The organism is Kribbella sp. NPDC049227, assembly GCF_043197265.1.
GTDB lineage: Bacteria > Actinomycetota > Actinomycetes > Propionibacteriales > Kribbellaceae > Kribbella.
The window spans coordinates 957189-971372 of the sequence record NZ_JBICST010000001.1 but is presented as its reverse complement, the minus strand read 5'-3'; the positions used below and the strand labels follow the sequence as shown (position 1 = coordinate 971372).

The following is a 14184-nucleotide window of genomic DNA, read 5'->3' as shown; positions in this document are numbered from 1 at the left end:
CGGCCGCTCACCGAGTACTACGGAGCTGGTCGATCGTGACGACCTCGAGCATCGGTGCGTAGAGCCGCATGATGTCGAGCGCCTTGTGGTGGTTGTCCGTGGTCGAGCCGGCACACGCCTCCTCGACCACCTGGACCTGGATCCCGGCGTCCACAGCGGCCAGCGCGGTGCTGATCACGCAACAGTCGGTCGTGACGCCGCCGAGGACCAGCCGTCCGTCCGGCGCGGCTGCCTCCGCCAGCTCCGGACCCCATTTGCCGAGGGTCGTCTTGTCCAGAGTTGCAGCGCCCTTGAACTCGTCGACGAGCTGGTAGTCGGCCGACTCCGGCGGCTGCAGCGCGAACGGGAACTCCTGGTAGTACGCGACCCAGGAACCCGTTGGTTTCTCCGGTGCCACGAACCGCGTGAAGACCACGTCCGGTGCGAACAGTTCGACCAGTTGCCTGGTCGGCTCGACCACCCGCCGGAAGTCCGGGGCGGCCCAGCCGGAGCCGGGATCGGCGAAGATCCGCTGCAGGTCGATCAGTGCGAGGACCATCAGGCGACCGCCTCCTGCCTGCGTACGGCGGCCGCGCCGGCGAACCGCTGGACGACGAAGCCGAGCACCAGCGCGACCAGGATGCCCAGGTTCGCGAACGCCCAGTCGCCTTCCTTGCCGCCGAGGCCGAGCGGCCCGAGCAGGTAGCCCTGCCAGGTCAGCCAGGACGCCAGCGTGTTCGTGACCAGTCCCCACCCGATGCCGGTGGCAACGACCATCGTGATCACCGGCAGCCACCGCACGTCGCCGTACCGGCCGCGGGGGTCGTACAGGTCGGTCTCGGCGTAGTCGCGCCGGCGGGTCGCGAGGTCTGCGAGCATGATGCCGCACCAGGCCGCGATCGGGACGCCGAGCGTGATCAGGAAGCCCTGGAACTGGGCCAGGAACTCGCCGCCGTAGAACACCACGTAGATCGTGCCGGCGATCATCACGACGCCGTCGATCAACGCGGCGACGTACCGCGGTGCGGGCAGTCCGATCGCCAGCAGGGACAAGCCGGACGAATAGATGTCCAGCACGGCGCCACCCACCAGGCCGAGCACGGCCACGATCACGAACGGCACCAGGAACCAGGTCGGCAACGCCTCCGCGAGCGCACCGATCGGGTCCGCCGCGATCGCGGCGCTCAGCTCCTGCGACGATCCGGCCAGCAGGAGTCCGAACACCAGCAGTACGACGGGTGCCACCGAGCCGCCGAACGTCGTCCAGCCGACCACGCCACGGCTCGACGATTCACGGGGCAGATAGCGGGAGTAGTCGGCCGCCGCGTTGACCCAGCCGAGCCCGAAGCCGGTCATCAGGAACACCAACGCCCCGATCACCTGCTGGCTCGAACCGCTCGGCAGCGCGGACACCGTGCTCCAGTGGATCTGGTCGGCGACCAGGATCATGTAGACGACGGTGAGTACGCCGGTGACCACGGTGATGATCGTCTGCGCCCGCATGATCAGGTCGAACCCGAGCACGCCGCAGGCAACGATCAGTACGCCGACCACGACCAGCGCGATCACCTTCGTCAGGGTGCCGCCGCCCCAGCCGAGGCGTTCGAAGACGGTCGCGGTCGCCAGCGTGGCGAGGATCGTCAGCACGGTCTCCCAGCCGACCGTCAGCAGCCATGACACCACCGACGGCAGTTTGTTGCCGCGGACACCGAACGCCGCGCGGCCGAGCACCATCGTCGGTGCCGAGCCGCGCTTGCCGGCCAGCGCGATCAGCCCGCAGAGCAGGAACGAGAACACCACCCCGATCACGCCGGCGATGACCGCCTGCCAGAACGAGATGCCGAAGCCCAGCGCGAACGCGCCGTAGCTCAGTCCGAGGACGGAGACGTTCGCCCCGAACCACGGCCAGAACAGCTGGCTCGGCCGGCCCTTCCGGTCGGCGTCCGCGATCACGTTCAGCCCGTTGCTCTCCACCGCGAGCGCCCGGGTCTGCTGCACCTCGAGCTGGTCAGCCATGGTGACTCCCCACCCTGAATGGACCTGTTCAGTCCTGTTCAATCACGGTAGGACGGAGGGTCGGAGTGGTCAACAATGAATGCCATGCTGAGCGACGCGGTGGACGGATTCAGGCTGGCGTACGACCGGGCGGGCGAGGGGCCGGCAGTGGTGCTACTGCACGGATGGCCGGGTGACCGGACCGACTACCGGCTGCTCGCACCGATGCTGGTCGAGCGCGGATGCGAGGTGGTGGTGCCCGACCTGCGCGGTTTCGGCGAATCGGACCGGCAGTCGGCGGATCCCGCGCAGTACGGCGTCCAGGCGCAGGGGCGGAGTGTGATCGCGCTGGTGGAGGAGCTCGGGCTGGAGCGTCCGGTGCTCGCCGGGTACGACGTCGGCAGCCGGATCGCGCAGGGGATCGCGCGGAGCCGGGCCGACCTGATCGAGGGCATGGTGGTCGCGCCACCGCTGCCCGGGATCGGCAAGCGGGTCTTCTCCGAGCGCGCGCAGGCGGAGTTCTGGTACCAGGCCTTCCACCGGCTGCCGGTGATCGAGGAGCTGATCGACGGAAAGCCCGACGCGGTCCGGTCCTATCTGCGGCACTTCTGGACGCACTGGTCGGGCCCGGGCTTCGAGCCGGAACTCGATCATCTCGTCGAGACCTACTCCGTGCCGGGTGCGTTCACCGCCTCGCTCAACTGGTACCGGGCGGGTGCGGGCTCGGTCGCCACCTCCGCGGCCGAGTCGTCGCCGCCGTCGTACGACCGGATCGGCGTACCGACGGTGGTGCTGTGGCCGGAGTTCGATCCGCTGTTCCCGCGCGCCTGGTCCGATCGGCTCGACGACTTCTTCAGCGACGTACGGCTGCGGCTCGTGGACGGCGTCGGGCACTACGCGCCGCTGGAGTACCCGGAAGTCCTCGCCGAGGAGATTGTCGGACTAGGCTGACCATATGTCCCAGACCGAGCTGCCGATGCCGACCGTGCGGCCGGCTGTGGGTGCGCTGGCGAAGCTCGCGCCCGAGCCGGTCCGGTACCTGCTGAACTGGGGCCGCAAGTACTCCCTCTGGGTGTTCAACTTCGGCCTGGCCTGCTGCGCGATCGAGTTCATCGCGGCGTCGATGGGCCGGCACGACTTCATCCGGCTCGGCGTGATCCCGTTCGCGCCCGGTCCGCGGCAGGCCGACCTGATGGTGGTCTCCGGCACCGTGACGGACAAGATGGCGCCGGCGATCAAGCGGCTCTACGACCAGATGCCGGAGCCGAAGTACGTGATCTCGTTCGGCTCCTGCTCGAACTCCGGTGGCCCGTACTGGGACTCGTACTGCGTGACCAAGGGCGTCGACCAGATCATCCCGGTGGACGTGTACGTGCCCGGCTGCCCGCCGCGGCCGGAGGCGCTGCTGCAGGGCATCCTCAAGCTGCAGGAGAAGATCGCCGGCGAGAACATGCCGAGCCGGTACGACGAGCCGTCCGCCGCGGCACTGACCCGCGACCTGGTGACGCCTCAGTGAGCAGCGACGCGCTCGAGGCGCTGACCGCGGCCGGCATCGCCGCGACCCAGTCCGACAGCTTCTCTCCGACGGCGATCGACGTACCCGCGGAGTCGTGGGTGGCGGCGCACGAGGTGTTGCGGGACGCCGTCGGGTACACGTTCTTCGATTTCCTGTCGGCAGCGGACGAGCTGACGGACGGGTTCCGGGTGGTCTCGCATCTTGCGGACTTCTGGGGTGGTGCGCACGTCGAGCATCTGCTGGTGCGCACGCTGATCCCGCGGGACAAGCCGGTGCTGCCGACGCTGTCGGAGTTGTACGCCGGGGCGAACTGGCATGAGCGGGAAACGTTCGAGATGTTCGGGATCAGCTTCGAGGGCCATCCGAACCTGATCCCGTTGCTGCTGCCGGACGGCTTCGAGGGCAATCCGTTGCGCAAGGAGTTCGTGCTCGCGTCCCGGGTCGCGAAGCCGTGGCCGGGTGCCAAGGAGCCGGGCGAGTCGGACCACGCCCCGGCGCACGGCGCGCCCAGCCGCCGGCGCACCCTCCCCCCAGGCGTCCCCGACCCGGAGACCTGGGGCCCGCGCCCCGCCGGCTCCCCTGACCCAGATCCACTAGCCCCCGCCCAGGCGGCCGCCACCCCCGCCCGCCCCCGCCGCGCCGGCACCGAACGCCGAACCCGCAAACAATCCGACCCCCCACCACCAGAATCTCCCCCCGCCGAAGCCCCCTCCACGGACGCCCCCTCGGCGGAAGCGCCCTCCGCGGACGCGCCGCCCTCCGCGGATGCGCACTCCGCTGGAGCGCAATCCGGGGGAGCGGCATCCGCGGACGCGCCGCCTTCGGCGGGAGTGAGGTCCTCGACGGACGAGTCTTCGACGGGCGCGCCGTCGGCGGACGAGCGCTCGGCGGGAACGCCGCCCTCGGCGAACGAGCCTTCGTCGGACACGCCCTCGGCGGAGCCCGAGGCGTGATCCCTACCGCGGAGGAGTTGGCGCGGTACACGCTCGAGCGGCAGCACCCTCTCACGCGCACCTGGGTGGACGACGCGACGCGGCTGAAGGCCCTGGCAGAGATGCACGCGGATCCGGACTTGCTCTTGGCAACAGATCTGGAGATCGCCGCGCTGCGTGCCGAACGGTTCGCCCCAGGACAGCCCGCCGAGTCGATGCTCAATTACTGGCTGCCGGTCGGCGACGACCTGCACGCCATGGTCAGCATGCGCTTCGAGGGCCTCGACCCGACGAAGCCCTTCGTCGACGCGACCCCGATGACCCGCGCACCGCGCACCTCGGACCTCCCCGCCCTGGCCGCAGTCGCCCGCGAGGTCTACGGCATCCACAACCCGCGCTACGTCCGTCTGTGGAGTGCCGAACCTGAGATCCCCGGCACTCAACCCGACCGCCGTTTCCTCGCCGCCCCGATCAGTCAGCTGCAACCTCACGACGTACCGCCCGAGCTCGTACTCGTCCCGGCGCGCGACCTCGACCACTACGACGAGGCCCAGCGTGCGTACGACGCCGTGGACGCCGCCCACCCACATCATGCCGAAGAGGCATCGCTTCAGGACCGTGAGGATCTGGCCGAGTCAGCCGAGGAGGGCCTCCTCTTCGACATCACCGTCGACGGCGAGTGGGCCGGATACGCGGCCGGGGTCGACAACCCCGAAGACTCACTGGGCCTCCCCGCGTACGTCGTACGCGAGATGATCCTCGCCCCGAAGTACCGGGGCCGAGGCTACGGCCGCCACCTGAGCGCCCTCCTCGCCCAAGCCCTGCCGGACCCGACCCGCATCCTCATCGGCACCATCCACTCCGCCAACCGCGGCGCCCGCACCGCAGCCCTGACCGCCGCCCGCCACGACATCGGCGGCTGGCTTCAGTTGCCCTTGTAGTAGAAGACTTCCTCGCGGGTTATTTGGCCGGTGGTTACGGTGCAGAGGGAGAGTTTAGTGGTTTGGGTGGGGTGGCCGGTGGTGGGGTCGCGCTGGTCGAAGGTGAAGCGGATGGCGAAGTGGTCGTCGAGGAGGAGAGGGCCGAGGACCTCGACGCCGACGTACTCGATGCCGGCGCTGAGCCGTTGTGCGTTCTCGAGGATGGCGTCGGCTCCCTTCAGTTCGATCTCCTCGCCGCCGGTTTCGAGCGGCGCGACGCGGACGACGTCCGGCGCGGCCAGCGCCATGGCCTCGTGGACGCGGCCGGCGCTCAGGAGGCTCACGTAGCGGTTCGCGACCTCGGCTGTGGACAGGACACGGAACTCGTCCGCGTGTTCCCGGGCCCAGTCCGCGAACCTCAGCGCCGGGCGGCCGGTGAGCTCCGCGACCGTGGTCGTCACAGGCTCGGGATCGTCGACGAGCTTCGCCCAGTAGGTGACCGCGCTCTCCGCGAGCGCAGGGTCAGCGCCTTGGTCGAGCATCGCCTGCCGAGCCTGCTCGGCGGACAGTTCCTCGACCCGCATCTCCTTGCCCACGGCTCGCGCGATCGTCTCCACCTGCTCGGCCTGGGTCAGCACCTCCGGTCCGGTCAGGTCGTACGCCTGCCCGACATGCCGATCGTCCAGCAGCGTGAGTACGGCGACCGCCGCGATGTCCCGCTCGTGGATCAGTGACCGGCCGGCCTTCGGATACGGAAGCCGTACGACGTCACCACCCCGGAAGTCCTCAGCCCAGCCCTGCGCGTTGACGGCGAATCCTCCGGGCCGTACCGCGGTCCAGTCCTTACCCGCCTGCCGGAGCAACTCCTCGACGTCGCCCCAGACGCCGCCGGACGGTGCGTTCAGCGAGGACAGGTACACGACTCGCCGCGGCAGTTCCGCAACGACTGCCTCCGCGCCCTCCGCGCTGTACGCCGGCCACAGCAGGAACGCCGCATCCATTCCAGTCGCAGCCCGTCGTACCGCTGCCGGATCATAGATATCGCCCTGGATCAGCTCGACGTCCGGCGGCAAGCCGGCGCGGTCAGGTTTCCGGACCAGGGCGCGGACGGTCACACCCGCCGCGCGCAGTCCGTCCACCACATGCCGGCCGACGCGCCCGGTCGCTCCGGTCACGAGCACGGTGCTCACCTGAGTCTGTTTCTCATCGCTCATACGACCCACCCTTTGACCTCAACGGTGGTTGAGGTCAAGTCGGACTCGATAGGGTGCGGTCATGCTGGAGTTCGTGGTGCGGGTGGTCGGCGTCCTCGTCGCCTTCCTGGTGGCGCCCCTGCTGGTCGGCCAGGCCGAGCACAAGGTGATGGCGCACATGCAGTCACGGCTCGGTCCGATGTACGCCGGTGCGTTCCACGGCTGGGCGCAACTGGTCGCGGACGGCGTGAAGTTCGTGCAGAAGGAGAGCGTGGTCCCGGCGGCCGCGGACCGGCGGGTGTTCGAGTGGGCCCCGATCGTCGCGATCCTGCCGTACCTGGCCGCGCTCGCCGCGATCCCGCTGGCGCCGGGCATCGTCGGTGCGGACCTCGACTCCGGGCTGTTCTTCGTGCTCGCGGTGATGAGCATCGGCGTCCTCGGGTCGCTGATGGCGGGATGGGGGAGCGGCAACAAGTACAGCCTGCTCGGCGGACTCCGGGTCGCGGCGCAGCTGATGAGCTACGAGTTGCCGTTCGTGCTGTCCGCGGCGAGCGTCGCGGTCGCGGCCGGTTCGCTGAGCCTGTCGGGGATCGCGACCGCGTGGAACCCGTGGTGGTTGCTGTGGCAACTGCCCGGCCTGGTCGTGTTCTTCATCGCCGGGCTGGCCGAGTTGCAACGGCCGCCGTTCGACATGCCGGTCGCGGACTCCGAGGTGATCTTCGGGCCCTACACGGAGTACACCGGTCTGCGCTTCGCGATGTTCCTGCTCGCCGAGTACGCCGGGATCGTCGTACTGGCCGGGCTGACGACGGTGCTGTTCCTGGGTGGTTGGAGTGGTCCCGGGCCGGACTCCATCGGCTGGATCTGGACCATCCTCAAGGTCGCCCTGGTCTCGGTCGTCGTCATCTGGGTGCGGGTGTCGTTCCCCCGCATGCGAGCCGACCAACTCCAGAAACTCGCCTGGCAGGCCTTGGTCCCGATCGCCCTGCTCCAACTCGCGATCACGGGCATCGGCGTCACGCTCTTCAAGTGATCGGTGGGCCGGCGGCCAGGCGGGTGTGGAGTTCTTCGGGGGAGATCTCGGAGCCGTCCTGGAACCACCAGGTGACGCCGGCTTCTTCGTACTGTGCGGCCAGGGCGGCGTCCGGGGCGCCGGCCGGGCTTGGGGACCAGATGGCGATGTCGGCGTTCCGGCGGCCGCCGGACTTCTCGAAGTCGGCGCGGATCGTGGCGAGTTCGTCGATGGTGGGGAGCCGGAAGTCGTCGGCCTCGTCCCTGATCTGCGGGAACAGGCCGTCCGCGTTGCGGGCGCCTCGGACGGGACCGGTCCGTGGCCAGAAGCCGCTGGTCCAGATGGGGATGTCGCTGGCAGGGAAGCGGACGTCGGTGGCTCGGTAGTACCTGCCCTCGTGCTCGACGGGATCCCCGGCGAGGAACTGGTGCAGCAGGTCGGCGCCCTCGTCGAGTCGCTCGGCGAGCTCTCTGCGCTTCGCGGACTCGCCGAACCGGGTGTAGTCCCACCCCGCGCCGGTTCCGAGGCCGAGGATGAGACGGCCGTTCGAGAGGTCCTGCAGCGTGGCGGCCTCGAGGGCAAGCTTGGCCGGGCGGCGCCGGGGCAGGGGGACGACCATCGGGCCGATCAGGATCCTGCTGGTCGCTTGCGCGATCGCGGCGAGAGTGACCCAGGGATCGGCAACCGGCGGGTCGTAGGTGGGCGCGCTGAGCAGGTCCCACACGAAGAACCCGTCCCAGCCGTGGTCCTCGGTCGCTCGCGCGAGATCGCGGAGGACCTTCGGGCTGCCGTACTCGCCGAACGACTTCACATAGGTGGCGTAGCGCATGGTCTCTCCAACCAGCTCCGTGCGCACTGGTATTCCTGGACCGCGTGCACGCCGACAGGTAGTGCGCTGGCGAGACGCCGTACACCGGTGCGCGGGTGCGCTCAGGTGCACTACGAACCGCCGGACACTACCTGTCGGGCTGCACAACGCCCCGGTCAGGCGGCCGACTCTTCGCGGGGGAAGAACGGGAGTTCTATGCTGACGCGGTCGGCGGCGGCGAGGATCTTTTCGGCGTCGTCCACCGGTGGGTGGATGGCTTGGTTGATGCCCTTCTTGACGGATGCGCCCTCGGCGCCCGACGCCATGACTCGGCGGTCCCAGCCGCGGGTGAAGACTCCACCGGCGGCGCCCAGGTCAAGGCAGGTGACGTAGGGGCCGGGGGTGAAATCGCGGAGGGGGACGCCGAGCAGGTCGGCCGCCGCGTTGTACCCAGCGACCTTGCCGAGCGGTGTCGCGTGCTGGCAGGCCTGCATGACCGTGTGCTCAGCGTCGAACGCCGCCGCAGCCGTATCCCCGGCAACGAACACCTCGGGAAGCGCACGCAGCCGATCGTCCACCGGCACCCGGCCGAGGTGGTCGAGCTCGTCGGAGATCTGACGGGTGAGCTCGCTGGCCCGCATCCCGACGGACCAGACGACCGCGTCCGCGTCGACCTTGCTGCCGTCGGACAGTACGGCGTACCCGTCGCCGACCTCCGTCACCGTCGTACTGAGGCGGCGTTCGATACCCAGCTCGTCCAGCGCGGCCTCGATCTCCTTGCGCGGCCCCGGCCCGAGCTGTGCCCCGACCACATCTGACCGATCGACCAGCAGCACCCGGCCGCGCGAAGCCAGTTCGGTCGCAGCCTCCAGGCCGACGAACCCGGCGCCGACGACTACGACGGCGTAGTCACGCCGATCGCGCAGATGGTCGGTCAGCCGCCGAGCTCCGTCCAGGGTGTCGATGTCGAAGAGCCGTTCAGCGCCTGGCAGCCCATCGGGCTGGACCAGCTTGCTGCCCGCCGCCAGCACCAACCGGTCGTAGCCGATCTCGTTGCCGTCGGCCACCACCACGCGGCGGTCGGTGTCGATCGTGCTCACCGAGGCTCGCACGTGCTCGACTCCGATCGGACCGAGGACCCGGCTGAGCACCACCTTGGCCAGATCCGGCTCCGGCTCGTACAGGCGTGGCCTCAGTACCAGGTGCTCGTTCGGTGCGATGAGTGTGATGCGCATATCAGCGTCGCCGCGTGCGAGCGCCGCTCCCGCCGCGCTCCAGACACCGGCGAAGCCGCCCCCGATGATCACAACGTGTGCCACTGTCTCGTCCTCTCTCGGCCGCGCCCCGCGGATCGGGGCGTGCGGCAGGGAGACAACACGGGGGCCTCAGATGTGACCGAGGTGCGCCAGTTTCTCGGGATTGACCTGCCTGCGGAACGCCGTGATCCGCCCGTCGGCGACCTCCACGGTGTCGAGCCAGACGAGCGTGCCACCGCGGTACGTCGCCAGCGCCGGCTGCCCGTTCACTTCGATGATCCGGACAGCGTCGGGACGCCTGAGCTCGATCTGCCTGGCCGTCAGCTTGGCGATCCGCTCGGGACCCGTGACCGGCCTCCGGGCGGCGGTCACCTTGCCGCCGCCGTCGGCGACGTACACCGCCTGGGGATCCAGCAGTGCGACGAGCCCGGCCAGGTCTCCCGCGTCGGCGGCCGCCTTGAACGCCTTGAGCACGCGTTCGGTCTCGGTCTTGGAGGCCCGCGGTGTCTCCTCGACCGTGGCGACCCGCGCCCGCGCGCGGGAGGCGAGCTTGCGGCTGGCGGCAGGCGTCGTACCGAGCACCTCGGCGATCCGGGCGAACGGGAAGTCGAAGACGTCGTGCAGCACGAGGGCGACGCGTTCGGCGGGGGTGAGCGTCTCCATGACCACCAGCATCGCGGTGCTCACCGACTCGTCCATCAGCACCTTGGCGGCGGCGTCCGGACCGGTCAGCAGCGGTTCGGGCAACCAGGGCCCGACGTAGGACTCACGCCGGACGCGCGCCGACTTCAGCACGTTGTACGACGTACGCGCGGCCAGGGTCACCAGCCACGCCCGCAGGTCCCGGACCTCGGACAGATCCGCGGCGGCCGCACGCAACCAGACGTCCTGCGTCACGTCCTCGGCCTCCGTCACGGTGCCGAGGATCCGGTACGCCGCCCCGAAGACCGCGGGACGATGCGCTTCCCAATCGGCCTCCGACAACGCCCTGGTCTGCTCCTCCACCCTCACCCTCCCGCCGCCACTGTGATCAATGATCACTCTAGGCAGGCCGCGGCCCGCCTACGGTGTTGCCAGTGCCTCCGTGGGGGAGAGGCGGGAGGCGCGGATCGCGGGGTAGAGGCCGGCCAGGGCGCCGATGACCAGGGTGGCCGCGATACCTCCGGCCAAGGCCCAGACAGGGATGACGGTCAGCCAGTTCTGGTACGACGCGTAGGCGGTGGTGACCGCTGATCCGAGTAACGCTCCGCCGACCCCGCCGAGTGCGGACAGGAGCAACGACTCGGTCAGGAACTGGGTCCGGATCTGGCCCCGGGTCGCACCGAGTGAGCGGCGCAGGCCGATCTCGGCCCGGCGTTCGAGCACCGAGATCACCATGATGTTCGCGACGCCGACGCCGCCGACCAGCAGCGCGACCGCGCCGAGGCCGAGGAGCAGTCCGGTGAACGCCTGGCCCGCGGCCTGTTTCGCGGCCAGCGCGTCGGACGGCCGGGAGACCTCGACCTCGTTCGGTGACTCCGGGTTGGCTGTTGCCCCGAGCACCGATCGGACCGCCTCGACCTGGGCGTCGTCGGAACGGGTGTAGATCGTGGTCGGATGCCCGTCGAAGGACAGCGTGGTGTCCGCGGCCGGCCAGCCCATCAGGGCCGCGCTGTCCAGCTCCGGAGCCAGCGCGGCCGGTTCGAGGATGCCGAGCACGGTGAACCACTTGTTCCCGATCAGCACCTGGGCGTCCGGACCGGCGCGCGTGATGCCGAGCCGGTCGGCCGCCGTCGCGCCGAGCACAGTGGCCGGGTACCTGCCGGTCGCAGCGTCGATCCACTTGCCGCTGCGTACGGTCGCCCCGATCGTCTCGAGCAGGTTGTCGCGGGCGGCGTACGCGATGATGCCGTTGGTCTCGACGACCGGGATCTTGTTGCTGCGGTAGACGGAGGCGTCGTCGACCTTGCCGACCGCCGACTCCGCCCGGACCGGTCCGATCCGGCCGACCATCGCTTCGGCGGTGAGCGGCAGTTGGGCCTGTTCTCCGGTCAGGCGGACACCTGGCGCGACGGTCAGCAGATTGGTGCCCAGAGCATCGAGTTGACCGTCGAGCTCGGCCCGCGAGGACGACGAGATGCCCACCACCGCGACCATCGCGGCGATCCCGATCGCGATGCCGAGCGCAGACAGGAAGGCGCGCAGCGGTCGGGTCCGCAGCCCGACCGCACCGACCCTGACCACATCCCGCGGCCACAACCTGGCAGGTTTCAGTACGTCGCTCATGCCAGGACCTCCTCGAGGATGCGGCCGTCGCGCATCCGGACCTGGCGGGGTAGCGACGCGGCGATGTCCCGGTCATGCGTGATGATCACGACCGTCGTACCGCCCGCATGGAGATCCCGCAGGAGTTGCATGACGCCGGCGCCTGACACGGAGTCGAGCGCGCCGGTCGGCTCGTCAGCCAGCAGTACGGCGGGTTCACCGGCGACCGCCCGGGCCACGGCGACCCGCTGCCGCTCACCGCCGGACAACTCGTGCGGCCGGTGATCCATCCGGTGCCCCAGACCAACGCGCTCCAACGCGGCCGCGGCTCGTTTCTGGCGGTGCGCCGGCCGCAGCCCGGAGTACAGGAGACCGTCCGCCACGTTGTCGAGTGCCCGTACGCCGGACGCGAGATGGAACTGCTGGAAGACGAAACCGATCCGGGTCGCGCGCAACGCCGACAGACCCGTGTCGGGGAGCCGAGCGACGTCGTACCGGTCGATCCGGACCGTGCCGGTGGTCGGCCGGTCCAGGGTGCCGAGCACGTTCAGCATGGTCGACTTCCCTGATCCGGACGGGCCGACGATCGCGACGAGCTCGCCGCGGTCGATCCGCAGGCTGACCCCGCCGAGCGCCGCGACGCCGCCCGCGTACACCTTGGTCACTTCGGTCAGCTCGATCACTTCGGGATCCCCACCACGGTGCCGGCCTTGATGCCCGCACCGCTGATCTCGACCTGGCCGCCGGCGAAGAGACCCGTTCTCACCGGCTGATAGTTCGACGACTTACCGTCGGTAACTTCCACGCCGAAGCCGCCTTCGCGCAGCGCGACCAGAGCGGACACCGGAACGGTCAGCACGTTCTTCCGTTCCGACGCCGTGAAGATCACGTCGACGGCGGCCAGCGACCAGGCTGCGACCGCCTTCTGGTTGTCGATGGCAACGATCACCTCGATCTTGGTCTCCGGGTCCTTGTCCGCGCTCTCCGCCGGGATGATCACCGTCGACACCTTCTCCACCCGGCCCGGCACGGTCGCGCCGTCCGGCAGCGTGACCGAGACCTTCGCGTCCTGCTTCGCCAGCCGCTGGTCCGAGGCGTCCAGCCGGACCGTGACGGCCTTCGTCGTGCCGGTGTAGGTGAGCACGGTCTGGCTCGGGCCGATCGGCGTACCTTCCTGGGCCTGCACGCTGTCGACCCGGATCCGGCTGGGCGCGAACAGGACACTGCCCAGCTCGACCACGCCGGTCTCGTCCAGGCCGCGGTCCTCCTGCCAGTTCTCCACCGCCTCGGCAGTGGCGTCGGTGTACTCGTCGTCGACGGTGAAGCCCGTGTAGCCCATCGCACTGAGGTTCTGCTCGAGCTGCAAGACGTCGGGCCCCTCACTGCCAGAGGCGAGCCTCCTGTACGCCGGCAACGCACCGTACAGGAGTGTGGTGGGCTTGTTGTCGAGGCTGTAGACGGTCTGTCCGCGGCGGAGCTCCTGTCCGCTGTCAGGCAGTCCGGTGATAGTTCCCGCAGCCCGGTTCACCGCGGTGGACGTCGTACCGAAGCCGAGCTCACCGTCGGCGGTCTCGGTGTCCTTGAGGGTCTGCTGGGTGACCTTGGCCGTGTTGACCGGCAGTGCGACGGCGGTCTGGTCCGCGGCCTGGCTGGTGTCGCCTCGGTTCACCAGGAACGCGCTCGCCGCGCCACCCGCGGCGAGGAGGATCACAGCGGTCAGTGCTCGACGCATCACTTGCCTGCCAGGATGCTCTGGCAGGTCTCCTGCGCCTTCTTGAAGTCGGGGTCGTCGGCGACGCCCGGGCCGATCATGACGCCGCGCTGACCGGGCTTGGGGTCCGGGAACTTCTCCACACCGTTCTTCCGCATGCACTCGGCGAACTTGCGGCCGTTCTCCTCCTGCTGCGGGTTCGGACCGCTCTCGCCCTGCGGGTTGTACTGCCGGCACGCTTCCATGGCCGCGTCCACCTTCTCCTTGGTGACGCCGGAGCCCTTGTCGAACTTGAGCATCGGTCCCTTGCCGGGCTCCGGATCAGGTACATCCAGACCCTGCTCCCGCAGGCACTGGGTGAACTTGACCGCCATCTCGTCCCGGCTGAGGCTCGCCGGCGCGCTGCTCGGGGCGGTCGCCTGCGGCTGGCCTCCGGTGCCGGACGCCACCTGGACCTCCGGTTCGTCCGCACCGCAGCCGGTGAGCAGTACGGTGGCCGCCAGCATCGCCGCGGCCAGAATGGGCTTGCGCATCACGTCTCGTCTCCTTCGCTAGGTTCAGGCCGTCAGCCTTCGCCGTGCGCCGTTTCCGGAGGGTTTCCGCAGTCGCTAACACGGG

The 14184-nt window shown here is 69.7% G+C and carries 15 protein-coding genes; 5 read left to right on the top strand and 10 right to left on the bottom strand.

Going from position 1 to position 14184, the window contains the following annotated elements; translation table 11 throughout:
- Positions 1–7: 7 nt before the first annotated feature.
- Both ACGFH6_RS04955 and ACGFH6_RS04950 read right to left on the bottom strand, forming a co-directional pair.
- Entirely contained in the window at positions 8–538 is a 531-nt protein-coding gene (locus ACGFH6_RS04955) for a cysteine hydrolase family protein (RefSeq protein ID WP_393380559.1), read from the bottom strand.
- Positions 538–1995: a purine-cytosine permease family protein gene (locus tag ACGFH6_RS04950; RefSeq protein WP_393380557.1), complete on the bottom strand. Its 1458-nt coding sequence runs from the start codon at positions 1993–1995 to the stop codon at positions 538–540. Before ACGFH6_RS04950 ends, ACGFH6_RS04955 begins: the two co-directional genes overlap by 1 nt.
- An 84-nt stretch (positions 1996–2079) precedes the next feature.
- Between ACGFH6_RS04950 and ACGFH6_RS04945 the strand changes: the two genes are divergently transcribed.
- From ACGFH6_RS04945 to ACGFH6_RS04930, 4 genes are read left to right on the top strand one after another with little or no spacing between them, the layout of a single operon-like run.
- Positions 2080–2925 carry an alpha/beta fold hydrolase gene (locus ACGFH6_RS04945; RefSeq protein ID WP_393380556.1) on the top strand — a complete coding sequence of 282 codons (846 nt, stop codon included), beginning with the start codon at positions 2080–2082 and terminating at the stop codon, positions 2923–2925.
- 4 nt (positions 2926–2929) lie between these two features.
- Positions 2930–3490 carry an NADH-quinone oxidoreductase subunit B gene (locus ACGFH6_RS04940; RefSeq protein WP_238162898.1) on the top strand — a complete coding sequence of 187 codons (561 nt, stop codon included), beginning with the start codon at positions 2930–2932 and terminating at the stop codon, positions 3488–3490.
- Entirely contained in the window at positions 3487–4443 is a 957-nt protein-coding gene (locus tag ACGFH6_RS04935; RefSeq protein WP_393380554.1) for an NADH-quinone oxidoreductase subunit C, read from the top strand. Before ACGFH6_RS04940 ends, ACGFH6_RS04935 begins: the two co-directional genes overlap by 4 nt.
- Positions 4440–5363: a GNAT family N-acetyltransferase gene (locus ACGFH6_RS04930; protein ID WP_393380553.1), complete on the top strand. Its 924-nt coding sequence runs from the start codon at positions 4440–4442 to the stop codon at positions 5361–5363. Before ACGFH6_RS04935 ends, ACGFH6_RS04930 begins: the two co-directional genes overlap by 4 nt.
- Here ACGFH6_RS04930 and ACGFH6_RS04925 read toward each other — a convergent pair.
- The gene (locus tag ACGFH6_RS04925) at positions 5348–6556 is read right to left on the bottom strand and encodes an NAD(P)H-binding protein (RefSeq protein ID WP_393380551.1); all 1209 of its coding nucleotides are present in this window, start codon (positions 6554–6556) and stop codon (positions 5348–5350) included. The genes ACGFH6_RS04930 and ACGFH6_RS04925 overlap by 16 nt on opposite strands.
- Positions 6557–6617: 61 nt before the next feature.
- Here ACGFH6_RS04925 and ACGFH6_RS04920 point away from each other — a divergent pair, with 61 nt between their 5' ends.
- Positions 6618–7568 (top strand): NADH-quinone oxidoreductase subunit H, encoded by a 951-nt coding sequence (locus ACGFH6_RS04920; protein WP_393380549.1) that lies wholly within the window; start codon positions 6618–6620, stop codon positions 7566–7568.
- Here ACGFH6_RS04920 and ACGFH6_RS04915 read toward each other — a convergent pair.
- From ACGFH6_RS04915 to ACGFH6_RS04885, 7 genes are all read right to left on the bottom strand, one after another.
- A complete protein-coding gene (locus tag ACGFH6_RS04915) occupies positions 7561–8376 on the bottom strand; it encodes an LLM class flavin-dependent oxidoreductase (protein ID WP_393380547.1) in 816 nt (271 codons plus the stop codon). The two genes, ACGFH6_RS04920 and ACGFH6_RS04915, sit on opposite strands and share 8 nt — an antisense overlap.
- A gap of 155 nt (positions 8377–8531) precedes the next feature.
- Positions 8532–9674 (bottom strand): NAD(P)/FAD-dependent oxidoreductase, encoded by a 1143-nt coding sequence (locus ACGFH6_RS04910; protein WP_393380546.1) that lies wholly within the window; start codon positions 9672–9674, stop codon positions 8532–8534.
- Between the two features lie 66 nt (positions 9675–9740).
- Entirely contained in the window at positions 9741–10616 is an 876-nt protein-coding gene (sigJ, locus tag ACGFH6_RS04905; protein WP_393380544.1) for an RNA polymerase sigma factor SigJ, read from the bottom strand.
- 57 nt (positions 10617–10673) lie between these two features.
- The gene (locus ACGFH6_RS04900; RefSeq protein WP_393380542.1) at positions 10674–11876 is read right to left on the bottom strand and encodes an ABC transporter permease; all 1203 of its coding nucleotides are present in this window, start codon (positions 11874–11876) and stop codon (positions 10674–10676) included.
- A complete protein-coding gene (locus ACGFH6_RS04895; protein WP_393380540.1) occupies positions 11873–12538 on the bottom strand; it encodes an ABC transporter ATP-binding protein in 666 nt (221 codons plus the stop codon). Before ACGFH6_RS04895 ends, ACGFH6_RS04900 begins: the two co-directional genes overlap by 4 nt.
- Positions 12535–13587 carry a peptidoglycan-binding protein gene (locus tag ACGFH6_RS04890; RefSeq protein ID WP_393380538.1) on the bottom strand — a complete coding sequence of 351 codons (1053 nt, stop codon included), beginning with the start codon at positions 13585–13587 and terminating at the stop codon, positions 12535–12537. Before ACGFH6_RS04890 ends, ACGFH6_RS04895 begins: the two co-directional genes overlap by 4 nt.
- Complete coding sequence (locus tag ACGFH6_RS04885) at positions 13587–14099, bottom strand: hypothetical protein (protein WP_393380536.1); 513 nt, start codon at positions 14097–14099, stop codon at positions 13587–13589. The genes ACGFH6_RS04890 and ACGFH6_RS04885 overlap by 1 nt, the downstream gene beginning before the upstream one ends.
- Positions 14100–14184 lie beyond the last annotated feature (85 nt).